Source organism: Variovorax sp. efr-133-TYG-130 (assembly GCF_030208835.1).
Classification (GTDB): Bacteria; Pseudomonadota; Gammaproteobacteria; order Burkholderiales; family Burkholderiaceae_C; genus Variovorax.
In genome coordinates, this window is record NZ_JARVTD010000042.1 from 56275 (window position 1) to 78931 (window position 22657).

The 22657-nt window shown below is 70.3% G+C and carries 22 protein-coding genes and 1 pseudogene; 9 read left to right on the forward strand and 14 right to left on the reverse strand.

Annotation, left to right across the window (positions count from 1 at the left end; translation table 11 throughout):
* Positions 1-25: 25 nt before the first annotated feature.
* Positions 26-1735: an acyl-CoA dehydrogenase family protein gene (locus tag QRN67_RS30760; RefSeq protein WP_285414900.1), complete on the reverse strand. Its 1710-nt coding sequence runs from the start codon at positions 1733-1735 to the stop codon at positions 26-28.
* A 101-nt stretch (positions 1736-1836) separates the two neighbouring features.
* Between QRN67_RS30760 and QRN67_RS30765 the strand changes: the two genes are divergently transcribed.
* Entirely contained in the window at positions 1837-2736 is a 900-nt protein-coding gene (locus tag QRN67_RS30765) for a LysR family transcriptional regulator (protein WP_285414901.1), read from the forward strand.
* Here QRN67_RS30765 and QRN67_RS30770 read toward each other — a convergent pair.
* From QRN67_RS30770 to QRN67_RS33260, 5 genes and pseudogenes are all read right to left on the reverse strand, one after another.
* Entirely contained in the window at positions 2727-3761 is a 1035-nt protein-coding gene (locus tag QRN67_RS30770) for a serine/threonine protein kinase (protein WP_081267519.1), read from the reverse strand. The genes QRN67_RS30765 and QRN67_RS30770 overlap by 10 nt on opposite strands.
* A 33-nt stretch (positions 3762-3794) precedes the next feature.
* Positions 3795-4910: a DUF2855 family protein gene (locus QRN67_RS30775; RefSeq protein ID WP_285414902.1), complete on the reverse strand. Its 1116-nt coding sequence runs from the start codon at positions 4908-4910 to the stop codon at positions 3795-3797.
* Positions 4911-5036: 126 nt separating this feature from the next.
* Positions 5037-6476 (reverse strand): N-acyl-D-amino-acid deacylase family protein, encoded by a 1440-nt coding sequence (locus tag QRN67_RS30780; protein ID WP_503010959.1) that lies wholly within the window; start codon positions 6474-6476, stop codon positions 5037-5039.
* A 10-nt stretch (positions 6477-6486) separates the two neighbouring features.
* Complete coding sequence (locus tag QRN67_RS33255) at positions 6487-6876, reverse strand: tripartite tricarboxylate transporter substrate-binding protein (RefSeq protein ID WP_350226976.1); 390 nt, start codon at positions 6874-6876, stop codon at positions 6487-6489.
* A 73-nt stretch (positions 6877-6949) separates the two neighbouring features.
* Positions 6950-7570, reverse strand: a pseudogene (locus tag QRN67_RS33260) (Bug family tripartite tricarboxylate transporter substrate binding protein); the annotation flags it as partial.
* A 77-nt stretch (positions 7571-7647) separates the two neighbouring features.
* Between QRN67_RS33260 and QRN67_RS30790 the strand changes: the two are divergent.
* Positions 7648-8541, forward strand: a complete 894-nt coding sequence (locus QRN67_RS30790) for a LysR substrate-binding domain-containing protein (RefSeq protein ID WP_253819822.1) — start codon at positions 7648-7650, stop codon at positions 8539-8541.
* A gap of 70 nt (positions 8542-8611) precedes the next feature.
* On the opposite strand, the gene QRN67_RS30795 is transcribed toward QRN67_RS30790, so the two are convergent.
* Positions 8612-9037, reverse strand: a complete 426-nt coding sequence (locus tag QRN67_RS30795) for an organic hydroperoxide resistance protein (protein ID WP_019657755.1) — start codon at positions 9035-9037, stop codon at positions 8612-8614.
* A 97-nt stretch (positions 9038-9134) separates the two neighbouring features.
* On the reverse strand, positions 9135-9590 hold the full coding sequence (locus tag QRN67_RS30800) for a MarR family winged helix-turn-helix transcriptional regulator (RefSeq protein WP_106936538.1): 456 nt from the start codon (positions 9588-9590) through the stop codon (positions 9135-9137).
* 112 nt (positions 9591-9702) lie between these two features.
* Between QRN67_RS30800 and QRN67_RS30805 the strand changes: the two genes are divergently transcribed.
* Positions 9703-11304 carry a glycosyltransferase family 39 protein gene (locus tag QRN67_RS30805; RefSeq protein WP_240204936.1) on the forward strand — a complete coding sequence of 534 codons (1602 nt, stop codon included), beginning with the start codon at positions 9703-9705 and terminating at the stop codon, positions 11302-11304.
* 7 nt (positions 11305-11311) lie between these two features.
* Here the strand turns inward: QRN67_RS30805 and QRN67_RS30810 are convergent, their stop codons facing one another.
* Both QRN67_RS30810 and QRN67_RS30815 read right to left on the reverse strand, forming a co-directional pair.
* A complete protein-coding gene (locus QRN67_RS30810) occupies positions 11312-12151 on the reverse strand; it encodes an ABC transporter permease (protein WP_285414904.1) in 840 nt (279 codons plus the stop codon).
* Positions 12152-12154: 3 nt separating this feature from the next.
* Positions 12155-13102, reverse strand: coding sequence for an ATP-binding cassette domain-containing protein (locus QRN67_RS30815; protein ID WP_081267525.1), 948 nt, complete (start codon positions 13100-13102; stop codon positions 12155-12157).
* A gap of 98 nt (positions 13103-13200) precedes the next feature.
* On the opposite strand from QRN67_RS30815, the gene QRN67_RS30820 reads away from it, so the two are divergent.
* The 3 genes from QRN67_RS30820 to QRN67_RS30830 are packed head-to-tail and all read left to right on the forward strand — an operon-like array spanning position 13201 to position 15355.
* Entirely contained in the window at positions 13201-14043 is an 843-nt protein-coding gene (locus QRN67_RS30820) for a hypothetical protein (protein WP_081267526.1), read from the forward strand.
* Positions 14040-14723 (forward strand): hypothetical protein, encoded by a 684-nt coding sequence (locus QRN67_RS30825; RefSeq protein ID WP_081267527.1) that lies wholly within the window; start codon positions 14040-14042, stop codon positions 14721-14723. The genes QRN67_RS30820 and QRN67_RS30825 overlap by 4 nt, the downstream gene beginning before the upstream one ends.
* The gene (locus tag QRN67_RS30830) at positions 14720-15355 is read left to right on the forward strand and encodes a hypothetical protein (RefSeq protein WP_285414905.1); all 636 of its coding nucleotides are present in this window, start codon (positions 14720-14722) and stop codon (positions 15353-15355) included. The genes QRN67_RS30825 and QRN67_RS30830 overlap by 4 nt, the downstream gene beginning before the upstream one ends.
* Here QRN67_RS30830 and QRN67_RS30835 read toward each other — a convergent pair.
* Positions 15345-16235, reverse strand: coding sequence for a LysR family transcriptional regulator (locus QRN67_RS30835; RefSeq protein WP_081267528.1), 891 nt, complete (start codon positions 16233-16235; stop codon positions 15345-15347). The genes QRN67_RS30830 and QRN67_RS30835 overlap by 11 nt on opposite strands.
* A gap of 119 nt (positions 16236-16354) precedes the next feature.
* On the opposite strand from QRN67_RS30835, the gene QRN67_RS30840 reads away from it, so the two are divergent.
* Both QRN67_RS30840 and QRN67_RS30845 read left to right on the forward strand, forming a co-directional pair.
* On the forward strand, positions 16355-17005 hold the full coding sequence (locus tag QRN67_RS30840) for a glutathione S-transferase family protein (RefSeq protein WP_106936543.1): 651 nt from the start codon (positions 16355-16357) through the stop codon (positions 17003-17005).
* Complete coding sequence (locus QRN67_RS30845) at positions 17002-17991, forward strand: pyridoxamine 5'-phosphate oxidase family protein (RefSeq protein ID WP_285414906.1); 990 nt, start codon at positions 17002-17004, stop codon at positions 17989-17991. Before QRN67_RS30840 ends, QRN67_RS30845 begins: the two co-directional genes overlap by 4 nt.
* Here QRN67_RS30845 and QRN67_RS30850 read toward each other — a convergent pair.
* Positions 17949-19130: a cytochrome P450 gene (locus tag QRN67_RS30850; protein WP_285414907.1), complete on the reverse strand. Its 1182-nt coding sequence runs from the start codon at positions 19128-19130 to the stop codon at positions 17949-17951. The two genes, QRN67_RS30845 and QRN67_RS30850, sit on opposite strands and share 43 nt — an antisense overlap.
* Before the next feature lie 83 nt (positions 19131-19213).
* Between QRN67_RS30850 and QRN67_RS30855 the strand changes: the two genes are divergently transcribed.
* Complete coding sequence (locus tag QRN67_RS30855; RefSeq protein WP_285414908.1) at positions 19214-19906, forward strand: ArsR/SmtB family transcription factor; 693 nt, start codon at positions 19214-19216, stop codon at positions 19904-19906.
* A gap of 19 nt (positions 19907-19925) precedes the next feature.
* On the opposite strand, the gene QRN67_RS30860 is transcribed toward QRN67_RS30855, so the two are convergent.
* Complete coding sequence (locus tag QRN67_RS30860; protein ID WP_172839819.1) at positions 19926-20936, reverse strand: Bug family tripartite tricarboxylate transporter substrate binding protein; 1011 nt, start codon at positions 20934-20936, stop codon at positions 19926-19928.
* A 107-nt stretch (positions 20937-21043) separates the two neighbouring features.
* Positions 21044-22561: an AMP nucleosidase gene (locus tag QRN67_RS30865; protein WP_285414909.1), complete on the reverse strand. Its 1518-nt coding sequence runs from the start codon at positions 22559-22561 to the stop codon at positions 21044-21046.
* Positions 22562-22657 lie beyond the last annotated feature (96 nt).

Sequence of the window (22657 nt, forward strand, 5' to 3'; positions counted from 1 at the left end):
TGTGTGATGAGCTGGGAAAGCAGGGTCAGGCGACGGCCTCTTCGGTGCGTGCGGCGGGGGCGCCGTTCCAGTCGGCGGGCATCGCATCGGGCGAGAGCGGGTCGCGCGGCAGCACGCGGTGCAGCAGCACCAGCTGCGCCCAGCGCAGGCGCGGTGCGGAGCCGCCGTGCGCGGCCTCCCAGGCCATCGCGATGGCGCTGGTGCAGTGGTAGAGCGCCGATGCCGCCTGGCGCGCGAGCACGTCGCCGCCTTCGCGCGCGGCGGTCTCGGTCAGCGCGGCGGCGCGGTCCAGCGCGTCGCGCAGGGCCTTGGCGAAGGCCGGGGCCAGCGGCGCGTCGTCGAGCAGCTTGCGGCAGTGCGCGCGCAGCACGGGCAGCGAGCCTTCGCGCTTGACCGCGCGGATCACGTCGAGCGCCACGATGTTGCTGGTGCCTTCCCAGATCGAGCCTAGGTGCGCGTCCCGCACCAGGCGCGCGTCGCTCCATTCCTCGATGTAGCCGCAGCCGCCGCGCACTTCCATTGCATCGCCCGTCACCTTGCGCGCATCGCGGCAGGCGCGGAACTTGATGAGCGGCGTGAGGATGCGCAGCAGCGCATAGGCGTCGGGCTCGCCGGCGTCGGAGCGGGCGAGCGCCAGTGCGGTCTGGCACACCATCGTGCGGGCCTGCTCGGCCGGCATGCGCAGCTTGTCGAGCTGGCGCTGCATCAGCGGCATCTGATCGAGCGTGCGGCCGAAGGCGCGGCGCTCGGAAGCGATGAACTCGGCCTCGGCCACCGCGCGGCGCATCAGGCCGGCGGCGCGCACGCCGTTCGACAGGCGCGAGTTGTTGACCATGTCGGCCATCTGCACGAAGCCGCGGCCGGCCTCGCCCACGAGGTACGCGACCGCGCCTTCGAGGCGGATCTCGCCGCTGGCCATCGAGCGCGTGCCCAGCTTGTCCTTCAGCCGGATGATGCGGTAGTGGTTGAGGCTGCCGTCGTCCAGCCGGCGCGGCAGCAGGAACAGCGACACGCTCTTCATGCCGGGCTGGCCGCCCGATTCGTCGTCGGCGCGCGCCAGCACCATCGCGAAGTCGGCGTCGGGGTTGGAGCAGAACCACTTGTCGCCGCTCAGGCGCCAGCTGCCGTCGGCTTCCTGATAGTGGGCCAGCGTGGCGGTGGCGGCGATGTCGGAGCCGGCGGCCTGCTCGGTCATGAACATCGCGCCCTGCGCGAGTTCGTCGAAGTCGAGCGAGGTCAGGCGCGGCAGGTACTTCGCGACCAGCTCAGGGTGGCCGAATTTCTTGAGCGTGCGCGTGAGCGAATCGGTCATCGACACCGGGCAGCACAGGCCGAACTCGGCCTGCACGAACAGGTAGGTCAGCACGTATTTGACGAGCGGCGGCATCCTGCCCTGCCAGCCCAGCGTCTCGTCGCGGTGCGAGATGGCGGCCAGGCCGAACTCGGCGAGCGCCAGGCGTTCCATCTCGACATACGCGGGGTGCTTGAGGATCTTCTGGTCGTCCAGCCCGGTGCGGGTGCGCTGCTTCAGCACGGGCGGGTTGCGGTCGGCGGTGCCGGCCAGTTCGTCGAGCAGGCCGCCCGCGAGGCCACCCAGGCGCTCGAAGTGCGGCTGCATGTGCCGGCGCAGGTCTTCGGGCAGGTAGAGCGCGAGCAGCGCGTGCAGCTCGGCGTCGGTGGTGAACAGGTTCTGGCCGTGGCGGTCGGGAATCGGATGGGCTTGCTCTGCGGACATGCGCTTTGTCTCCATGGGTCCTTTGGTTTGGCGCATTGTTGGAGCCGCGACGATCCGTGTCTAATATCGATTTGGTCTTGTTCGATTCGATCTGACTATCCATGGAACTGCGGCACCTGCGCTACTTCTCCGTGCTCGCCGAAGAACTGCACTTCGGCCGGGCGGCGCGGCGCCTGTCGATCTCGCAGCCGCCGCTGTCGGTGGCGATCCGCCAGCTCGAGGACACGGTGGGCGCGCGGCTTTTCGAGCGCAACAGCAAGGAAGTGCGGCTCACGCCGGCCGGCGAGGCGCTGCGCGTGTCGGCGCGGCGCTTGCTGCTGCAGGCGGAAGAGGCGGCCGCGGAGGCGCGCGACGTGGCGCTGGGTTCGGCGGGGCGGCTGCGCATCGGCTTCGTCGGCGCGATGCTGTACCGGGGCCTGCCGCAGGCGCTGCGGGCTTTCCAGGCGAAGCACCCGGCGGTGCGCATCACCCTGAGCGAACTCAATTCCGGCGTGCAGATCACCGAGCTGCTGAACGACCGGCTCGACCTGGGCTTTGCCCACACGCGGCGCGTGCCCCTCGAACTGCAGCACCGGCTGCTGCTGTCGGAGCCCTTCGTGGCCTGCCTGCCGGCGGGGCATGCGCTCGCGCGCAAGCGGGTGCTGGCGCCGGCCGACCTGCGCGCGCAGCCGTTCGTGCTGTTCTCGCGCGAGGCCTCGCCCGACTATCACGAGCGCATCCTGTCGATCTGCGCCGACGCCGGCTTCCTGCCCGAGGTGCGGCATGAAGTGCGCCACTGGCTGGCCGTGGTCTCGCTGGTGTCGCAGGGGCTGGGCGTGGCGCTGGTGCCGCAGGCGATGCGCAATTCAGCCTTGCGCGGCGCTGTGTTCAGGCCGCTCGACCGCGCGGTGGCGCAGTCGGAGGCCTATGGCATCTGGCGCAACGGACCGGCCAACGTGCTGGTCGAGCGCCTGCTGCAGGGCGTGGCGGACAGCATTGCTGCCGATCAGAGTCAGGCGTAGAGGGGTTCTTCCGCCATCTGCTCGCACTGGTCTTCCAGCACCAGGATCTGGCCCTTCCAGTAGTCGCTGGAGCCGAACCACGGGAAGTTGATCGGGAAGATCGGGTCTTCCCAGCGCCGCGCCAGCCATGCGCTGTAGTGGATGAGCCGCAGGGTGCGCAGGGGCTCGATCAGCGCCAGCTCGCGCCGGTCGAATTCGCGGAACTGCTCGTAGCCGTCGAGCAGGCCCGACAGCTGCGCGGTGCGCTGGGCGCGGTCGCCCGACAGCAGCATCCACAGGTCCTGCACGGCGAAGCCGGTGCGCGCGTCGTCGAGGTCGACGAAGTGCGGGCCGCCGCCGGGGCGGTCGGTAGGCGTCCACAGAATGTTGCCGGGGTGCACGTCGCCGTGCAGGCGCAGCTTGCGCGGCTTGAAGTCGGAGGCCGGCGGCTGCAGCGCCAGCGCGGTGGCACGGACCATGTCCAGCGCGTCGTTGCAGGCCTTTTCCCAGTCGCGCTGCACGTCCAGCGGGATCTTGTCGTTCTCCAGCAGCCAGTCGCGCGAGTCCAGGCCGAAGGTCTGCAGGTCGAGCGCGGGGCGGGCCTCGAAGGGCTTCGCGCTGCCCACGGTGTGGATGCGCGCGAGGAAGCGGCCGACCCATTCGAGCACCTCGAAGTCGTCGAGCTCGGGCGCGCGCCCTCCGCGGTACGGGCTCACGCTGAAAGCGAAGCCGGCGTGGTGGTGCAGGGTCTTGCCGTCGAACGCCAGGGGCGGCACGGCGGGCACTTCGCCGGCGGCCAGTTCGAGCGAGAAGCCGTGCTCTTCGAGGATCTCGGCCTCGCTCCAGCGCCCGGGGCGGTAGAACTTGACGACGACCGCGGAGCGGTCTTCCAGGTAGACCTGGTAGACCCGGTTCTCATAGGAATTCAGGCCGGTGAGCCGGCCGTCGCCGTGCAGGCCGAGCGTCGCGAGCGCGTCGAGCACCACGTCGGGCGTGAGGCTCTCGTAAGGATGTGTGTTCGCGGGCGCCGCGGAAGAAGGAGTCATGCGGCCATTGTCGCCACACGCGCGCTCCAGGGGTCAGGCGTCGCCGGGTTGTTTGTAAAGAGAAAGGACATGGCCCGCGCGCGGGTCGCCCTTGCCGGCCAGCACCTGCGCGTAAGCGGCCTGCACCGCCTCGCCGCCGTGGTGGCGCTCGGCGCGCAGCCAGGGCTTGTTCGCATCGGTCGCGGTGGCGATGAAGTCGCGCCAGGCGGCCACCATGCGGCGCCCGAACTCTTCTGCGCCCCATTCGGCGGTGCGCTTCTTGATCTGCGCGGGCGCGAAGAACAGCGTGGCGCGCGGGCCGGCCAGGTCCTTGCCGGCGCCCTTGGCGGCGAGCTGCTCGACGTGCGTGCCGCCGATGGAGCTGCTGTACTTCAGTTGGGTGAACCGGCCGTGGATGGCGTTGCGCAGCGCGCCGTTGCCCGCGAAGTCGATGTACACGCAAGGCGTGTCGGCCGCGATGGTGTCGAGCGCCTCGTAGGTCACCACGCGGTCGTAGCAGCCCAGGCTTTGGCAGAAGGCCACGTTGGCCGGCGAAGTCAGGCCGATCACCTGGATGCCTTCGCGCCGGTGCAGCTGGAACGCGGTGCCGTAGGCCGTCTTGCTCGACGCGCTGGACAGCAGCATGGTCTTTGCGCCGAAGAAATCGTTGTCGCCCATGAAGTCGTCGATCAGCCACGAGGTGATGAACAGCGGGCGCAGCAGCGACTGCGTGTCTTCCGAATCCGCGGTGTAGAGCGGGTCGCGCGCGCAGCGGAAATACTGGTTGTAGACGGCGGGCAGCTCGGCGCGGTGCGCCGCGGTGTCGGTGAAGCGCTCGGGCGACAGCCGCCCGGGGCTCAGCACCGCGCCGGTGGCCATCGGCCAGTAGCCGTAGAGCCGCTCGCCCACCGCCACGCCCGGGTGCAGCGACTGCACCACGCTCGCGAAGCCCCACACCGGGATGCTGCCCCAGCCTTCTTCGCCGGTCGGGTAGAACTGCCAGTAGCTCATCGCGTCGCCGAAGGCGGCATAGGTGATGTTGTTCGACGTGAGCGCAAAGCTGTCGATGCGCACGCGCACCTGGCCGTCGGCCAGCGGCGCGTCTGTGGCGGTATGCAGCCGCGTGGTCGCGAGCTGGTCTTTGCGGATGAGAAGGCTGGTGGTGCTCATGGGCGAAGCTCCGGCAGTGGATCGTGCCCGCGACCTTAGCCAAGCGCCATGAAAGGCGCCATCGCGCGCGGCGTTTTGGCGTCGCGCGCGAGACATGCCGTGCCTGCCCTGCCGCTCTGGCGCCGCTCAGTCCGAGCGCCCGTGCCGCAGCACGCGGCCCGCATGCACGTCGGCCGTGCGGCCCTCGCGGCAGGCGAGCCGGCCGTTGACGAACACCGCGTCGATGCCCGCGCTGGGCTCGGTGGGGTGGTCGAAGGTGGCGCGGTCGGCCACACGCTGCGCGTCGAACACCACGATGTCGGCATGGTGGCCGCTTGCCAGCAGGCCGCGTTTGTGCAGGCCGAAGCGGCGCGCGCTCAGGCCCGTCATCTTGTGTACCGCCGTCTCCAGCGAGAACAGCTTGCGCTCGCGCACGTAGTGGCCCAGCACGCGCGGGAAGGTGCCCCACAGGCGCGGGTGCGGGCTGGTGTCGTGCGCCAGGCCGTCGGAGCCGACCATGGCCATCGGGTGGCCGAGGATGCGGCTCACGTCGTCCTCGCTCATCGCGAAGTAGATCGCGCCGGCGGGCTGCAGCTCCGCGGCCAGCTGCTCGGGCGGGCGGCCGCGCTCGCGCGCCAGTTCGAACAGCGAGCGGCCGGCCGCGCTGGCGTCGGCCTTCGACCAAGTCACGCGCACGTCGTCGGACTGCGCCACGCGCCCGGGCAGCAGCATGGTCGACGAGGCGTTGTAGGGGTAGCAGTCGAAGCACACGCGCTGTGTTTGCGCGGCCTCCTCGATGGCCGCGAGCGTCTGCACCGAGCGGCCGTGGTTGGCCTTGCCGACCAGCTTGTGGTGCGACAGCACCGTGTCCACGCCCAGCGCGCGGCCGATGTGCAGCGCCTCGCGCAGCGCCTCGTCAATGGCGTCGGCCTCGTCGCGGATGTGCATGGTGACGATGCCGCGCGCGCCGGCCAGCGCGGCGCCCACGGCAATCACCTCCTGCGCACTGGCGGCGCGCGCCGGCGGGTAGTAGAGGCCGGTCGACAAGCCGATGGCGCCGCTGTCCAGCGCTTGTGCCAGGTCGTCCGCCATGCGCCGCGTCTCGTCGCCGTCGGCCACGCGGTCCAGCCGCGCCATGTGCCGCACGCGCAGCGTCGAATGGCCGACCAGGCAGGCGGCATTGAGCGCGGGCCGTGCCTGTTCGAGCGCGTCGAGGTAGTCGCCGAAGCGATCGAAGCGCCAGGCGTCGCTGCCCAGCAGGTCGAGCGGCGCGGGCGGCGTGACCGCCGAGCACAGCGGCGCCAGGCTCACGCCGCAGTTGCCGGTGACCACGGTGGTCACGCCCTGCGACAGCTTGGGGTGGGCGCCCTGCGGCGCGTCGAGCAGCAGCCGGTCGTCGTGCGTGTGCACGTCGATGAAGCCCGGCGCCACGATGCGCCCGCGCGCGTCGAAGCGCTCGCGCGCCGCCACGCCGGCCAGCTCGCCCAGGCGCACGATGCGCCCCTGTTGCACGCCCACGTCGGCGCGCACGCGCGGCGCGCCGCTGCCGTCGATCACCTCGCCGCCTTCGATCACCAGGTCGAGCATCGCCATGCCTTCAATCGACCTGCGCGCCGGAGCGCTTCACCACGTCGGCCCACAGCGGCGTTTCGCGGGCCACGCGCTCCCACAGCCGCTGCGGCGGTCCGGTGAGCGTTTCGAAGCCGATGGCCGCGTACCTCTCGCGCATGGCCGGCGTGGCGAGGATGGCGTTGACGGCCGCGTTCAGCCGCTCGACCACGGCGGGGGGTGTCCTCGCGGGCGCCACGATGCCGCCCCAGGCCACCACGTCGTAGCCGGGCACGCCCGACTCGGCCACGGTGGGAATGGCCGGAAACAGGGCGCTGCGCTGCGCGCCCGTGACGGCCAGCACCGCGAACCGCCCGGCCTGGATGTGCGGCGCGATCGAACTCAGGTTGTCGAACATCAGGTCCACCTGGCCGCCCATCAGGTCCTGGATGGCCCTGGGGGCTGCCGCGATAGGGCACGTGCGCGATGGACGTGCCCGTCAGGGTCTTGAACAGTTCGCCGCTCAGGTGGCCGGTGGTGCCGTTGCCGGCCGAGGCCATGGTGAGCTTGCCGGGACGGGCCTTCGCCAGCGCGACCAGTTCGCCCACGCTGTGCACGCCCAGGTCCTTGCGCACCACCAGCGCGTTCTGCACGTAGCCCAGCAGCGCGACGGGCACCAGCTGGCGGTCGGGGTCGTAGGGGAGCTTCGAGAACAGCGCCTTGTTGATGGCCAGCGTGCCCACGTTGCCGTAGCCCAGCGTGTAGCCGTCGGGCGCGGCGCGCGTCACGTCGACCATGCCGATGTTGCCGCTGGCGCCTGGCTTGTTGTCGATGACGATCGCCTGGCCCAGCGACTTCGACAGCTCGTTGGCCAGCAGGCGGCAGACCGCGTCGGGCGAGCCGCCCGCGGCCGAGGGCACCACCAGGCGCACCGCGCGCTCGGGCCAGTCGCCCGCGCGGGACGCCAAAGGCAGGGCCGCCAGCGCGGTGGCCGAGGCCAGCCGCAACAGCGCGCGGCGGGTGAGAATCTGCGGTGTCATGGAAAGCCTTTCATCGTCGAAGCCATCAAGGAATGGCCGCGATGTTGCGCGGCGCGCTCGCCGTGGACAAACCATGTTTGCTGCGTCTAGCATGAGGTTTTCGCATGCACTTCCGCGGTGCTGCACTGGCAAACGCCCACAGCGGCATGCACCGAAAGAGCGCTTTCCTCATGAACACCAACATCCGTGCCCCTTCGACGATGTCGCTGCTGTGCCTGGAGGCCAGCGCGCGGCTGCGCTCGTTCACCGCCGCCGCGCACGAGCTGCGGCTCACACAGGGCGCGGTGAGCCGCCAGGTGCAGACGCTCGAGGATCGGCTCGGCGTGCGGCTGTTCACGCGCCGCCGCGAGGCGCTCGCGCTGACCGAGGCGGGGACGTACTACCTGGGCGAGGTGGCGCCCTTGCTGCGCCGGCTGGAGCGCGCCACCGCTACCGTCATGGCCCTGAAGGGGCGCGGCGGCGAGCTGTCGCTGTCGGTGGGCGCGTCGGTCGGCAGCTACTGGCTCATTCCGCGGCTGCCGGCCTTCACCCGCGCGCACGGCGAGATCACGCTGAACCTGGGCACGCGCGTGGGCCAGGTCGACTTCCGCACCACGCCGGTCGATGCGTCGCTCGAGTTCAGCGACGGCCAGCGCGCCGGGCTGCACAGCGAGTTCGTGCTGCCGCTGGTGCTGTCACCCTACGCCTCGCCGTCGTGGGTCAAGGTGCACGGCAAGACGGTCGATGCCGGCACGCCGCGCTCGGCGCTCATCCACCATCACACGCTGCCCGACGGCTGGGACGAATGGTTCCGCCGCGAGGGCATCGCCGATGCGGCGCCGCGCGAGGGGCCGCGCTACGAGATCATGTCGATGGCGCTCAACGCGGCTGTCGCCGGCATGGGCGTGGCGCTGCTGCCGCCCTACATGGGCGAGGACATGGTGGCCTCCGGGCGGTTGAAGCGCCTGAGCCGCCACGCGCACCGCTACGCCAAGGGCTACTACCTCGTGTACCCGGAAGAGTCGGCGCGCATGCAGTCGCTGCAGGTCTTCAAGGCGTGGCTGCTCGCGCAGGCGGGCGCATGAAAAAAGGCGGCACCGTGGCCGGTGCCGCCTTCAATTGCGAGCGCGCCGAGCGCGCCAACTGCGCTGGAGCTCAGGCGATGGTCAGTTCGACGTCGATGTTGCCGCGCGTGGCGTTCGAGTACGGGCACACCTGGTGAGCCGTGTCGACCAGCTTCTGCTTGGCTTCGGCATCCAGGCCGGGCAGCGTGATCGCCAGCTTCACGGCGATGCCGTAGGCGGCGCCGCCGTTCGTCGGGCCGAGGGAAACGCTGGAGTCGATGGCGACGTCTTCCGGCACCTTCACGCCGATCTTCGGGCCGACGGCCTTCATGGCGCCGATGAAGCAGGCGGCGTAGCCGACCGCGAACAGCTGTTCGGGGTTGGTGCCGGGCTTGCCGGAACCGGGCGAGCTCAGCTTGACGTCGATAGCGCCGTCGCTGGACTTGCCTGCGCCGTCACGGCCGCCGACCGTGTGGGCTTCTGCGGTGTAGAGCACTTTGTCGAGCTTGGTGGTCATGGTGATTCCTTTGATGATGGAGTGGAGGGAGGGTGGAAAAGCCTCGGCCGCAAGCAGCCTCGGCGGGGAGAAACGGAGATAAAAAACGGGCGCTGCTTCAGGCGGCTTTCCTGATGCGGTCGCGCAGCGCCTGGATCTGCTGGGTGAGCGAAACCAGCTCGGGCACCGAGCATTGGGCAGCGGCCATCAGGCACTCGGGCACGTCGGCCGCGCGGGTCTTGAGCTTGCGGCCGACGGCCGTCAGCGTGATGTGCACCCGGCGCTCGTCGGCCACGTCGCGCACACGGGTCACGTAACCGTTGGCTTCCAGCCGCTTGAGCAGCGGGGTGAGCGTGCCGGAGTCGAGCGACAGGCGGTCACCCAGCGCGGAGACCGTGGGGCCGTCCTGCTCCCACAGCGAGAGCATCACGAGGTATTGCGGGTAGGTGAGCTGCAGCTTTTCCAGCACCGGCTTGTAGAGCCGGGTCATGGCCAGCGAGGCGGAATACACGGCAAAGCACAGCTGGTTGTCCAGCTTGAGCATTTCGTCGGCGGAGACGGGTGTGGAGCGCATGGGTCGAATTGTAGCGAGCAATTGAATTGCGTGCAATGTAAAGTTAAGGTAAACGTCGTGCCACACTTGGGACTTTGGTTTTCATCCCGCCTCCCGTTTCGCCCCACCCCGTATGCGACTCTCCCCGATTCCCTCGACAGGAAACGCCACGCCCCTGGCCGTCCCGCCTCCTGCCCTGCAGCGCAACATCCTGTGGGCCCTGGCGGCGATGCTGCTGCTGTGGACCCTGTCCTTCAGCTGGTTCTATCCGACCCCGCCCTGGGACAACGTCGAGGAGCTGTTCTGGGGCAGCAGCTTCGAATGGAGCTACTACAAGCATCCGCCGCTGCCGAGCTGGCTGATGGGCGCCCTGATGCTGCTGGGCGGGCGCCAGCCCTGGCTGACCTACGCGGCCGGTGTCGGCTGCGGCGTGGGTGCGCTCTGCCTGGTGTGGCGCTGGTCGCTCGAAATGGTCCACCCGGCGCGCGCGGCGCTGGCCGTGCTGCTCGGCTCGCTGGTTGCCTACCACGTGCAGCGCGCGGTCATCTACAACCACAACACCGTGCAACTGCTGCCGCTGGCCGGCTACTGGTGGATGCTGTGGCGCGTGCTGCACGCGCCTTCGTCGTCGAAGCTGCGTGACTGGGCCTGGCTGGGCGTCTTCGCGGCGCTGTCGATGCTCACCAAGTACAGCGCCGTGGTGCAGTTCGCGGTGGGCGCGGCCTTCATCGTGCGGCAGGGCCTGTGGCGCGATGCGCATGTGCGGCGCGGCCTGCTGCTGGCGGCCGGCGTCGCGCTGGTGCTGATGGCGCCGCACCTGTGGTGGGTGCTGGAGCACTCCGGCCGCAGCATCGACTACGCGCGCCATTCGGTCCACCCGGGCACGCACGGGCACGGCTTTCGCCACCTGGTGCATGTGTTCCTGGTGCAGGTATCCCGCCTGTTGCCGATGCTGCTGCTGGTCGGCTGGGCCTGGTTCACCCGGGCTGCCGTCGCGCCCGCGCCCTCATCGGCCGCCACGCCGGGGCTGAACGCGTTCGACCGGCGCTTCCTGGCCTGGGCCACGCTGGGGCCCATGTGCCTCGTGTTTCCCGCGGCGGTGCTGCTGAAGGTTCCGCTGGTTCCCTCGTGGCTCGGCACCTTCTTCCTGCCGGCCGCGCTGTGGGCCGTGGCCGTGCTGCCCGGCCTCGAGGCGGAGCGATGGAGCCGCCGCCGCTGGCGCGGCGTGATCGTCACGGTGGCGGTGCTCCATGTGGCCGGCGCGCTCGGCCAGGCCTGGGTCGACGGCGTGCTGAGCAAGCGCCTCGGCTACATCACGCGTGCCAACCTGCCGGCGCAGGAAGTTGCGGACGCTGTTCGTGACATCTGGCGCGACCGCGTCGGCGACCGCCCGCTCACGCTGCTGGTGGGCGACACCTGGTTCGCCGGCGCGGTGGCGCTGAGGATGGACCCGTCGACGCAGTTGCTGATCGACGGCGACGAGCGCAATTCGCCGTGGCTGCCTCCGGGCACGCTGGCGCGCGAAGGCGGCATGGTGCTGATCCTCGACACGCACGAGTTCCGCTCCGAAGGCGCGCTGCTCCAACCCCGGCTCGCCCTGGCCGACTGCCGCGGCACGCTGGACATCCCGTGGGCCGGAACCGACGAGCACAACAGGCTGCGCATGCGCTGGGGCATCGTGCTGCCGCAGGGAGAGCGCGCAGCGAAGAACTGCGCGGCGGATGCGAAGAAGTAGCGCGGCCTCAGCCCCTGAACCGCTTGCGCGTCAACGCCAGCGCGATCCAGAAGGCGACGACCGCGTACACCGCCAGCACCGCCGCATGCACCCACCAGCCTGCCGGCCACTGGTCCATGAACAGCGGCCGCACCAGCGCCACCGCATTCGTCAGCGGCAGCCAGGCCGCCACGGCCTTGACCGCGGAGGGCAGCTGTTCGAGCGGAAAGAACACGCCGCTCAGGAACATCATCGGCGTCATGAACAGCGTGAAGTAGTAGGTGAAGAAGTCGTAGCCCTTGGCCAGCGCGTTGAAGATCAGCGCGATCGACGAGAAGGTGATGCCCGCGCCCACCAGCACCATCCACGCGACGATGAGCTTCGGGCTGTGGCTGATGCCCAGCCCGAGCATCACGAACAGGATGGCCGTGACCGTGAAGATCGACTTGAACGCCGCCCACAGCATCTCGGCCAGCACGATGTCGTCGAGCCCGACCGGCGCGTTCATGATGCCGTCCCAGGTCTTCTGCACATGCATGCGCGAGAACGCCGAGTACAGCGCCTCGAAGCTCGCCGCATTCATCGCGCTCATGCAGATCGACCCGCTCGCCAGGAACAGGATGTACGGCACCTTCACGCCGTCGACCGCCACCTGACCCACCAGCGCGCCCATGCCGTAGCCGAAGGCCACCAGCCAGATCAGCGGCTCGGCGATGTTGCCGATCAGGCTGGGAATGGCCAGCTTGCGCCACACCAGCAGGTTGCGCAGGAACACCGGCCACCAGCGCAGCGAGATTTCGGGTGCGCGCCAGACCGAGGGCGAAGCGGGCGCGTTTGTTTTTGTCGTTGTGGCGGTTGTCATGTCCATGGCCTAGCCGTCCTCGCGAATCTGGCGGCCGGTGAGCTTGAGGAACAGGTCCTCCAGGTTCGCCGGCCGGTGAAAGGTGCGCAGCCCGCCGTGCCGCGTCAAGGCGTCGAGCAGCCGCCGCGCGTCCTGCGTGTAGAAGAACACCGTCTCGCCGCTCACTTCCACGCGCGCGGCCATCGCCTTCAGTTCGGCCGACTCGGCCAGCGACAGCGCGCCGTTGCCGTACACCTCGACCACGTCGGGCTCCAGGTGCTCGGCGATCAGGTCGCGCGGGCGGCCTTCGGCGATCTTGCGGCCGTGGTCGAGCACCAGCAGGCGCGAGCACAGGCGCTCGGCCTCGTCCATGAAGTGCGTGGTCAGCAAGATCGACTTGCCCTGCTGCAGCAGCACCTGCAGCCGCTCCCACATCAGGTGGCGTGCCTGCGGGTCGAGCCCGGTGGTGGGCTCGTCGAGCAGCAGCAGCTTGGGGTCGTTGACCAGCGCGCGCGCGAGCGACAGCCGCCTGCGCATGCCGCCCGACAGTTCGCCCGGCTTGGCATCGGCCTTGTGCGACAGCGCCGCGAACTCCAGCAGCTGCGGCACGCGCTCGCGCACCTGCGCCTTGCCGAAGCCGAAGTAGCGGCCGTACACCACCAGGTTCTCGGCGCAGCTGAAGTCGGGGTCGAGCGTGTCGAACTGCGACACCACGCCCAGCTGCGCCTTGATGGCCAGCGCGTCGCGCGGCATCTGCAGGCCCAGCGCGGATATCTCGCCGCCGTCGGGCGCGGTGAGGCCCAGGCACATGCGGATGGTGGTGGTCTTGCCGGCGCCGTTCGGGCCGATCACGCCCAGGCATTCGCCGGGCGCGATCTCGAACGACAGGTCGTCGACGACCGTGGTCTCGCCATAGCGCTTGCGCAGCCGGCTGACCTGGAAGAGGGGCGGGGGGGACGGGGTTGTTGTGGGCTGCACGCGGCGATTCTGACGCAGGCGTGCGCAATCCGCCCCGCGGCTTGCCCGGGCCACGGCACAATCGCTGCCAAATGCATTTCACGGGGGGAGGCCCAAAGATGCTGCGTTTCCTGTTGGCGCTGTCTCTCCTGATGGCGCTCGGCGCCTGCGCGCCGTTTCATCGGCCGCTGTCGTCCGCGGACCGGGGCAAGGTCCGGGAGGTGGATGTGCGCGTGGTCGTCGCCCAGGAGAGCTTCATGTTCTCCGCGCAATCGCCCGGCGTGAGCGCTGCCACCGGCGGCGGGCTGATCGGCGCGCTGATCGACTCGTCGGTGCAACAGTCGCGCCAGAAAGACATGAGCGCCGAGGTGCAGGCCATCGTCGGCCCGCTGCTCGACTACGACTACCGCGCCGAGGCGGCCCGCGCGCTCGAGGCGCAGCTGGCCGACCCGAGTTCCTTTCCGCTGAAGATCCGCTCTGCGCAATTGCTTGCCGCCATGCCGGTCAAGGCCGCGCACGAAGCCCGCATCGCCGCCACCCGGGACGGTCCCGCGTACATGGTGGTGTGGCTGCAATACGCGCTCGAGCCCGGACTCGGCGCTTTCACCACGCGCGCCTCCGCGCTGCTGTGGCAGGACGGCAAGAGCGAGCCCAGCTATCGCACCGCCGCCATTTTCCAGACGCCCATCGGCGGCACCGCGCGAGCCACCGTCATCCGCCGCCTCACGGCCGACGACGGACAGGTGCTGCGCGGCGTGATGCGCGACTCGATGACGCAGACGCTGCGCGCGGTGGCGATGGACATCGCCGGCGCGCGCTCCGGCGCGGTGAAGACCGCGCGCTTCAACGTCAACGGCTCGTGGGTGACCGTGGCCGGCGCGAGCTTCGACGAGCAGCCGGGACGCGTGCTGTTCCGCGACCAGGACGGCGCCCTCTACTCCGTCAGGAGCGCAGCCCCATGATGCCAATACGCGCGCGGAGTGCCGCCGCCCTGTGTGCCTTTGCCGCGCTCTGCGCCATGCCGGGCCTGTCGCATGCGCTGACCGAGACCGAGCCGCTTTCCATGGTGTTCGAGCCGGCGCCCGAGGCGGCCGAGCGGCCCAACAGCCCGCCGGTCGCGCGGCTGCACGTCGCCAATGGCTGCACCCTGTACCTGCCGGCCATCGACGACCTGCGCCTGAACAAGGCCAACGTGGGCAACCTGACCGTGATGCTGCCCACCTTGCACGCCACGCCGGTGTCGGTGCAGTCCATCCAGGGCGGCGACGCCGGCCCGTGGATTCGCGGGGCGCTGCAGTCGGCCGGCCGCTACGGGCTGCAGGTGGTGGCCGCCGCGCCGCCGTCGCCCGGTGCCGCACGGCAGGTGACGGCCGATGTGGCGCTGCGCCTTGCGCATGCGTGGTCCGCCGGGCTGAACCTGGTCTCTCACGTCGTGCTGCAGGCTACCTACCGCAGACCCGGCGCCGAGCCCGTGGTGCGCCAGTACCACGGCATGGGCACGCGCACCAACTGGGCCAACGGCAACGGCGAATTCATGTCGGTGCTGAACCTCGGCATCGAGGAGGCCGTGCGCGGCATGGCCACCGATGCCGCGGCGCTGTGCGAGGGCAGGCCCTTGCCCGAACGGGCGGCCGTGCCATGAAGCCCATGCTGAAGCTGCACCTGACCTGCGGCGCGCTGCACGCGTCGCAGATTCCTTTCTTCGTCGCGGTGTGCGAGCAGGCCGGGCTGCGGCCGCTGCTGATCGACCATCACCATCATCGCGGCGGCAACGACCATGGCGGCGCCGAGCGCAAGCAGCAGCCTTCGGCCATCGCCTGGCTGCGTGCCGACTTCGAAGAAGCCAAGGCCGAGGCCATGGCGCTGGCGCAATGGCTGGCGCGCGCGGGCATGGCCGTGCTGGGCGTGAAGGTCGATGCGCAGGTGCATGACGCCGACAGGCTGGGCCGCGCCGGACGGTACTTCGAGTGGCGCGGCAAGCTGCGCCAGCTGCACGACCTCTCCGCGCTGCAGCAGCTGTGCGAGGCGCACGGCGCACAGCTGTCGCGCGACAGCCTGCGCGAAGAAGCCGACACCTGCTTCCTCACGCTGCGCAGCCGCGAGCCACTGGATGCGTTCAGCGTGCGCGTGGTGGCGCTGTGCGAGCAACTCCACCGCGACGGCTGGTCTCTGCTGGCGCAGGACTCCGAGATCTGCCTGCACGACAGCCGGGAGACACCCGAGATGCCCGGAGCCGACTGGCTCGCACCTTACCTGGGGTCTGCTAGAGCCTGAGTTCGCTGAACTCCATCTTCATCCAGTCGATGAAAGCCCGCGTGCGCGCCGGCAGCAACCGCGCGTTCGGGTAGATCACGCTCACGGGCCGCGGCTGCGGCTCGAAGTCTTCCAGCACCAGCGCGAGCCGCCCCTGCGCTACGTGCGGCATCACCTGGTAGGAGAAGAAGGTGCCGAAGCCCATGCCCGCCGCGCAGGCTTCGATGGCCGGTGCGATGTGGTTGAACTCCAGCCGGTTGTCCGGCGTCACGCCGATGGTCTTGCCGCCGTCGCGGAACAGCCATTGCGGCGGTGCATCGACCCGGCCGCGCACGCAGGGCGCGCCGTTCAGCTCGCGCGGATGTCGCGGCGTGCCGTGCGCTGCCAGGTAGGCGGGGCTGGCCGCCACCACGCGGCGGATGGTGCCCAGCGTCTGCGCCACCAGCGACGAGTCTTCCAGCGGGCTGATGCGGATGCCCACGTCGACGCCCTCTTCGAGCAGGCTCACCGTGCGGTCGTACAGGCGCACGCTGCAGCGCACCTTTTCATAGCGCTTCATGAAGCGCACGATGGCCGGCGCCACGTACATGTGGCCGAACAGCACCGGCGCGGTGATGGTGAGCTGCCCGGCCGGCTCGCGGGCCTCGGCCTTCAGCGCGAGGTCGGCGGCGTCGGCCGCCAGCAGCACTTCGCGCGCGCTCGGCAGGTAGTGGCGGCCCTCCTCGGTCAGCGAGAGGCGGCGCGTGGTGCGGTGGAACAGTCGCACGCCCAGGTGCGCCTCCAGCGACGCCAGCGAGCGCACCACCGCGGGCAGCGAAGTGCCGAGCGCCTCGGCGGCGCGGGTCAGGCTGCCTTGGTCGGCAATCTGCACGAAAGTCTGCATGGCCTTGAAACGATCCATGGCGCGATTAAACCGGAAATCGAAGCAGTCAAATACAGAAGTGGCTATTCATTCATTCGGCGCAAGAGAGAAGAATCGGCACCGTACCCGCTCAAAGACATTCCAGAAGGACCCCCGCCATGAACGCCACCCGCCCCATTCGCCCCATCAAGCTCTACGGCGCCGCCATTTCGGGCCACGTGCACAGAGTGCGCCTGTTCCTCACGATGCTCGGCCTGCCGTTCGAGAACATCGAACTCGACATGCGCAAGCGCGAGAACCGCACGCCGGAGTTCCTGGCGCGCAACCTCTTCGGCCAGGTGCCGGTGATCGAAGACGGCGATCTGACGCTGGCCGACTCCAACGCCATCCTGGTCTACCTCAACGCGCGCTATTCGCCCGACCCCGCCCGCTGGATGCCGCAGGACGCGGTGGGCGCGGCGCAGGTGCAGCGCTGGTTCTCGGTGGCCGCCGGTCCGCTGGCGTACGGGCCCGCCGCCGCGCGCGTCATGGCGCTGTTCGGGCTGGCCACCGATCCGGCGGAGACGGTGACGCGCTCGCATGCATTGCTGGCGGTGATGGAGGCGCACCTGCGGCAACAGCCCTTCCTCGCGGGCCCGGCCGCCACCCTGGCAGATATCGCGAACTACGCCTACGTGGCGCACGCACCCGAAGGCAGGGTGTCGCTCGACGGCTACGCGCATGTGCGCGAATGGCTCGCGCGGGTGGAGGCGCTGCCCAGCTTCGTGCCAATGGTGCGCACGCCCGTCGGGCTCGCGGCGGCCGCATGATCGCCGCACCGTTCCATGCGGGCGAACGCGCGCTGCAGACGCTTGCGGGATCGCGCGAGCAGATGGAGGCCGCGGGCCCGCGCATCATCCGCGACTTCATGCCCGACCAGCACCGCGAGTTCTTCTCGCTGCTGCCTTTCATCGTGGCGGGCAGCATCGACGACGGGCTGCAGCCCTTGGCCAGCGTGCTCGCGGCGCCCGCCGGCTTCGTGCATTCGCCCGATGCCACGCACCTGCGCATCGACGCGCTGCCCGCGGCGGGCGATCCGCTCGCGGGCCAGCTGAAGCAGGGCGCGACGCTGGGCCTGCTCGGCATCCAGCCGCACACGCGGCGGCGCAACCGCATGAACGGCACGGTCGAGGCCATCGACGCGGCGGGCTTCATGGTCGAGGTGCAGCAGAGCTTCGGCAACTGCCCGCGCTACATCCAGGCACGCGAGCCGGTATTCGAGCCGCCGCGCGGTGATGCGGCGCCCGCGCAATGGCTCGACAAGCTCGACCTGGCGGCGCATCGCCTCATCGGCAGCGCCGACACGCTGTTCATTGCGACTGCGTATCCGAACGAAGCGGCGGTGGGCGACGATGCCGATGCGAGTTCGCACGGTGTCGATGTGTCGCACCGCGGCGGCCGGCCGGGCTTCGTGCGCATCGACGGCGACGACACGCTGACCGTGCCCGACTTCAACGGCAACCGCTTCTTCAACACGCTCGGCAACCTGGCGGCGCATCCGCGCGCGGGGCTGCTGTTCGTCGACTTCGACAGCGGCGACCTGCTGCATGTGGCGGTCACGGCCGAGATCGTCTGGAACGGCCCCGAGGTGGCCGCGTTCGAAGGCGCTGAACGGCTGATGCGCTTCCATGTGACCCACGCCTTGCGCCGCCCGGCGGCACTGCCGTTGCGCTGGGGCGATGCGCAGCTGTCTGCGCATCTCGCGCACACCGGTCAGTGGAACACCGGCACGCGCGCCGCGACCGACGGCCGGTAGTGCCAGCCGCGCAGGCGCTGCGCGTCGACGTCGGGTGCGCGCTGCAGCAGGGCTTCGAGGCCGGCCGCCGCCAGCGTGCAGGCCAGGGCCTGCCCCGGGCAGGCGTGCGTGCCGCGGCCGAAGCCGAGCATGCGGCGCTTCGCACGCACGAGGACGAAGCTGTCGGGGTCGGGGTTGAACGAGGGATCGCGGTTGGCCGAGGCCAGCAGCACCAGCACCGTGTCGCCCGCCGCGAGCGGCGTGCCCGCGATGGTCACGGGCGTCGCCACGAAGCGCCGCGTGTTGTGCACCGAAGGGTCGTGCCGCGCCGTCTCTTCGACGATGGCCTGCAGCCCGTCGCGCGTGCGTGCGGCCGTGCGCAGCGGGGGTTCGCGCAGCAGGGCGATGAGGCTGTTGCCCAGCAGGCCGGCCGTGGCGTCGCAGGTCTGCGAGAGCAGGCCGACCAGGTTGGCGAGCAGCGAGCGCGACGGTGCGGCGCTTTCGGCCAGCACGGCCGCCAGCAGCGTGCCCCGGCGCGGCGGCGTGCCCGCGACCAGGCCTTCGAAGCGCGCCATCAATTCGCCTGCCGCCGTGCTTGCGCCCTGCAGCTGGCTCGCCGTCGACAGCGGCGACAGGCAGGCCACGAAGTCGCGCGTCCACAGGTCGACCTGCGGCAGCGCCTCGTCGGCAAAACCCAGCAGGTGCGCGACGGACCGCACCGGCATCGAGAACAGCGTGTCGGACAGCGGCTGCTGGTCCGGCACTTGCCGCGCCACCTGCAGGGCAGCTTCGCGCACGGCGTTCAGATCGAGCCCGGCCAGCGCCCGCTGCAGCGCGGGCCGGTGGGCCTCGTGCGCTGTGCCGTCGTTCATGCGCACCAGGTGGCCGAACACCTCGCCGGCCGGGCTGCCCGCGATGGCGCTCGGCACCGGCTCGGCGACCGGCCGCACGCGCAGTGCGCCGTGCGCCTGCAGCACTTCTTCGATCACCTCGGCGCGGCTGGCCACCCAGAGGCGAAGCTTCTGGTTCCACGCCAGCGGTGGGCCGTTGCGCAGGCTGGCGTAGAAGGGGTAGGGGTCTGCATGCGTCGCGGCCGCGACCGGGTCGAGAGGCGCGTCGGGAGGTGCGTCGGGAGGGGTGGGGCTGTTGTTCCGGTCCATGGCCGCAGTGTGCGATCGGCGGCGCCGCCACACTTCGTCCGCGGCCGAAGTGTCGGATGCCGAGCCGTCTTACGATGAGGCGCATGGACACCCTCGATTCCACCGCCGATTTCCAGCTGGCCCGCGTAGCCGGCGCCATCGCCGAGCCGGCGCGCGCCCGCATGCTCAGCTGCCTGATGGACGGCCACGCACGCACCGCCACCGAACTCGCCACCGTGGCCGAGGTGGCCGCGTCCACCGCGAGCGCGCATCTTGCGCGGCTGAAGGAAGAGCGGCTGGTCGAACTGCTGGTGCAGGGCAAGCACCGCTACTTTCGCCTGGCCAACGACGACGTGGCCGCGGCGCTCGAAAGCCTGATGGTGGTCGCCGGCACGCCGCGCGCGGCGGAGTTCAAGCCCAACACGCCGAGCCGCCTGCGCAGCGCGCGCACCTGCTACGACCACATGGCGGGCACGGCCGGCGTCGCACTGCACGACCGGCTGCATGCGCAAGGCTGGCTCAGCGGCTTGCAGAGCGGTTCCTACGAGCTCACGCCCGAAGGCGCGATCGCGCTCGAAAGCCTGGGCGTGGAGGTGGACGCGGTGCGCCGCTCGCGCCGGCGCTTCGCCTGTGCCTGCCTCGACTGGAGCGAGCGCCGGCCGCACCTGGGCGGCGCGCTCGGGGCCGCGTGGCTGCAGCTGTCGCTGCGGCGCGGATGGGTGCGGCAGGAACTGGACGGCCGCGCGCTCACGCTCACGCCGAAGGCGCAGCGCGAGATGCCGGAGCTTTTCGCCTGAGCGCCGGCAGGGTCCGGCTTCAGGCCTTCAGCTTGAGCAGGTAGATCAGCGGGCCGGCCATCGCGGTGTCCAGCTCCAGGAAGCTCTCGAAGTCCTTGCCCGCCATCCAGTAAGGGTCCCAGTTGTTGCGCTTGATGGTCTTCGCCCACAGGTCGTGCGTGGTCGCGCGGCGCACCGCGTCGAGCAGCACGGCCTTGCGGTAGGGCGGCACCTTCTTGCCGGTCATCACGCCGCGCCAGTTGGCGAGGTCGGCGTCCACGCCCTGCTCGCGCACCGATGCGATGCCCTGGAACGGCTGCTTCGACGACACGCCGATGGCGCGCAGCCGGCCGCTGGCCAGGCTGTCGCTGAATTCGCTGAAGCCCGAGATGCCCGCCACCGCCTTGCCGCTTTCCAGCGCCTCCACCACCTGCGCGCCGCCGGGATGCGGCTGGTAGACCAGCGAGGAGGAAGCGCCCGCCACGCGCGCCAGCATGCCGGCGTACATGTGGTCCACGCCGCCGGCGGAGCCGCCCGCGACCACGGTGTTGGCCGCGTCCGTGCGCAGCTGCGCGATCAGGTCCTTCGGCGTCTTGATGGGGGAATCGGCCTTGACCGCCACCACTTCATAGTCGCTGGTGAGGCGTGCCACCGGCGACACGTTGCTCAGGGTCACGGCCGGCTTCTGCAGCGCCACGGCACCGACCATCACCATGCCGCTGACGAGCAGGGCCTCCGGGTCGGCGTCGTATTTCTCGACGTACTTGGCCAGGCCGATGGTGCCGCCCTTGCCGCCGATGTTCTCGTAGACCACGTTGCCCACCGCGCCCGAGGCCAGCAGCGCGGCGCCGAGCGCGCGGCCGGTCTGGTCCCAGCCGCCGCCTTCGTTCGCGGGAATCACGATGCGCAGCTTGCTGCCCGCCGGTGCGTCGGCCGCCCTGGCGACGCCGGGCCACAGCGCGGCGCCCCCTGTGCCTGCAGCTGCGGCCGATGCCGCGATCCATGCCGAGAAGTTGCGGCGCGAGAGAGTGACGGAAGGCGACTGGGGCATCTTGTTTCCGGTTTTCTGTGGGGAAACCGAATGATGTCCGCGAAAAGCGCCGATCCCGCCCGTGCGCGGGCAGGGACAAACCCGGATGCACGCCGGGCGCCCTTGCTTTACTGGAAGGCCACCTCGGCAAAGCTGCGCAGCTTGCGGCTGTGCAGGCGCGTGGAGCCTTCCTCGCGCAGGATGTCGATGGCCCGCATGCCGATGCGCAGGTGCTGTTCCACCCGTTCGCGATAGAAGTGGTTGGCCATGCCGGGCAGCTTGATCTCGCCGTGCAGCGGCTTGTCGCTCACGCACAGCAGGGTGCCGTAGGGCACGCGGAAGCGGAAGCCGTTGGCCGCGATGGTGGCGCTTTCCATGTCCAGCGCCACCGCGCGGCTCTGGCTGAAGCGGCGCTGAGGCTGGTTGCCGGGCAGCAGCTCCCAGTTGCGGTTGTCGGTGCTGGCCACCGTGCCGGTGCGCATGATCTTCTTGAGGTCGGGGCCCTCGTAGCGCGTGACGTCGGCCACGGCCTTCTCGAGCGCGAGCTGGATCTCCGACAGCGCCGGAATGGGCACCCACAGCGGCAGTTCTTCGTCGAGCACGTGGTCCTCGCGCACGTAGGCGTGGGCCAGCACGTAGTCGCCCAGCTGCTGCGTGTTGCGCAGGCCGGCGCAGTGGCCCAGCATCATCCAGGCGTGCGGGCGCAGCACGGCGATGTGGTCGGTGATGGTCTTGGCATTGGCCGGGCCGACGCCGATGTTGACCATGCTGGTGCCGCTGCAGTCCTCGCGCACCAGGTGGTAGGCCGGCATCTGCGGCAGCCGCGGCGGTGCCGTGCCCTGGCTGCCGTCGAGCAGGTGGCCGAAGTTCTCGCTGCCGCCAGCGGCCAGGCCGCGGCGGCGCGTGACCACGTTGCCGGGCTCGATGAAGGCGATGTACTCGCTGTTCTCGTCGGCCATGGCCTCGTGGCCCAGCCGCACGAACTCGTCGATGTAGAACTGGTAGTTGGTGAACAGCACGAAGTTCTGGAACCAGTCGGGCGCGGTGCCGGTGTAGTGGCGCAGGCGGTGCAGCGAGTAGTCCACCCGCGCGGCCGTGAACAGCGACAGCGGCTGCGCCTCGCCGTCGCGCGCCTCGAAGGTGCCATTGGCGATGCCGTCGTCCATCACGCCCAGGTCGGGCAGGTCGAACACGTCGCGCATGAGGGCGCGGCGCTCGGCGCTCATGGTGCCTTCGATGTGGTCGTTCTCGGCAAACGAGAAGTGGATGGGAATGGGCTGCGTGCTGGTGCCGACCTCCAGCTCGACCTGGTGGTTCTCGAGCAGCAGGCGGAACTGGTCGAAGTAGTAGCGCGAGAACAGATCGGGCCGCGTCAGCGTGGTCTCGTAGCGGCCGGGCCCGGCCACGAAGCCGTAGCTCAGGCCGGCGTTGGCCGGCGGCGTGTGGCGCGAGACGGTGTGGGTATGCACCCGCACGAAGGGGTAGCAGGCCCGCACCCGGCCCGGCAGCGCCTCGCCGGCAACGAAGCGCAGCATCGATTCGCGAAGATGGGCCAGGCCGCCGTTGTAGATGGCCTTGACCTGTTCGAGTGCGGCGGCGGCATCGGTGAAGCGGGCGGGAGCGACGAAGGTGGGCATGTAGGGCATGGCGTCATTGTGCAATGCCTGTTGTGGGGTGTTTGGCGGCGTTGTTCGGGGCGCGCTCACGCCGACGGGGTGCCTTGCTCCGCGAATGTCCCCCGG

Bases quoted from the DNA above. Each gene is read 5' to 3' on its own strand.
- QRN67_RS30850 (WP_285414907.1), bottom strand. From the start codon at position 19,130: ATGGACCGGAACAACAGCCCCACCCCTCCCGACGCACCTCCCGACGCG.
- QRN67_RS30795 (WP_019657755.1), bottom strand. From the start codon at position 9,037: ATGACCACCAAGCTCGACAAAGTGCTCTACACCGCAGAAGCCCACACG.
- QRN67_RS30865 (WP_285414909.1), bottom strand. From the start codon at position 22,561: ATGCCCTACATGCCCACCTTCGTCGCTCCCGCCCGCTTCACCGATGCC.
- QRN67_RS30860 (WP_172839819.1), bottom strand. From the start codon at position 20,936: ATGCCCCAGTCGCCTTCCGTCACTCTCTCGCGCCGCAACTTCTCGGCA.
- QRN67_RS33255 (WP_350226976.1), bottom strand. From the start codon at position 6,876: ATGGGCGGCCAGGTGGACCTGATGTTCGACAACCTGAGTTCGATCGCG.
- QRN67_RS30830 (WP_285414905.1), top strand. From the start codon at position 14,720: ATGAAGCCCATGCTGAAGCTGCACCTGACCTGCGGCGCGCTGCACGCG.
- QRN67_RS30780 (WP_503010959.1), bottom strand. From the start codon at position 6,476: ATGCTCGACCTGGTGATCGAAGGCGGCGAGGTGATCGACGGCAGCGGC.
- QRN67_RS30765 (WP_285414901.1), top strand. From the start codon at position 1,837: ATGGAACTGCGGCACCTGCGCTACTTCTCCGTGCTCGCCGAAGAACTG.
- QRN67_RS30855 (WP_285414908.1), top strand. From the start codon at position 19,214: ATGGACACCCTCGATTCCACCGCCGATTTCCAGCTGGCCCGCGTAGCC.
- QRN67_RS30840 (WP_106936543.1), top strand. From the start codon at position 16,355: ATGAACGCCACCCGCCCCATTCGCCCCATCAAGCTCTACGGCGCCGCC.
- QRN67_RS30805 (WP_240204936.1), top strand. From the start codon at position 9,703: ATGCGACTCTCCCCGATTCCCTCGACAGGAAACGCCACGCCCCTGGCC.
- QRN67_RS30760 (WP_285414900.1), bottom strand. From the start codon at position 1,735: ATGTCCGCAGAGCAAGCCCATCCGATTCCCGACCGCCACGGCCAGAAC.
- QRN67_RS30845 (WP_285414906.1), top strand. From the start codon at position 17,002: ATGATCGCCGCACCGTTCCATGCGGGCGAACGCGCGCTGCAGACGCTT.
- QRN67_RS30775 (WP_285414902.1), bottom strand. From the start codon at position 4,910: ATGAGCACCACCAGCCTTCTCATCCGCAAAGACCAGCTCGCGACCACG.
- QRN67_RS30835 (WP_081267528.1), bottom strand. From the start codon at position 16,235: ATGGATCGTTTCAAGGCCATGCAGACTTTCGTGCAGATTGCCGACCAA.
- QRN67_RS30770 (WP_081267519.1), bottom strand. From the start codon at position 3,761: ATGACTCCTTCTTCCGCGGCGCCCGCGAACACACATCCTTACGAGAGC.
- QRN67_RS30810 (WP_285414904.1), bottom strand. From the start codon at position 12,151: ATGGACATGACAACCGCCACAACGACAAAAACAAACGCGCCCGCTTCG.
- QRN67_RS30820 (WP_081267526.1), top strand. From the start codon at position 13,201: ATGCTGCGTTTCCTGTTGGCGCTGTCTCTCCTGATGGCGCTCGGCGCC.
- QRN67_RS30825 (WP_081267527.1), top strand. From the start codon at position 14,040: ATGATGCCAATACGCGCGCGGAGTGCCGCCGCCCTGTGTGCCTTTGCC.
- QRN67_RS30800 (WP_106936538.1), bottom strand. From the start codon at position 9,590: ATGCGCTCCACACCCGTCTCCGCCGACGAAATGCTCAAGCTGGACAAC.
- QRN67_RS30790 (WP_253819822.1), top strand. From the start codon at position 7,648: ATGAACACCAACATCCGTGCCCCTTCGACGATGTCGCTGCTGTGCCTG.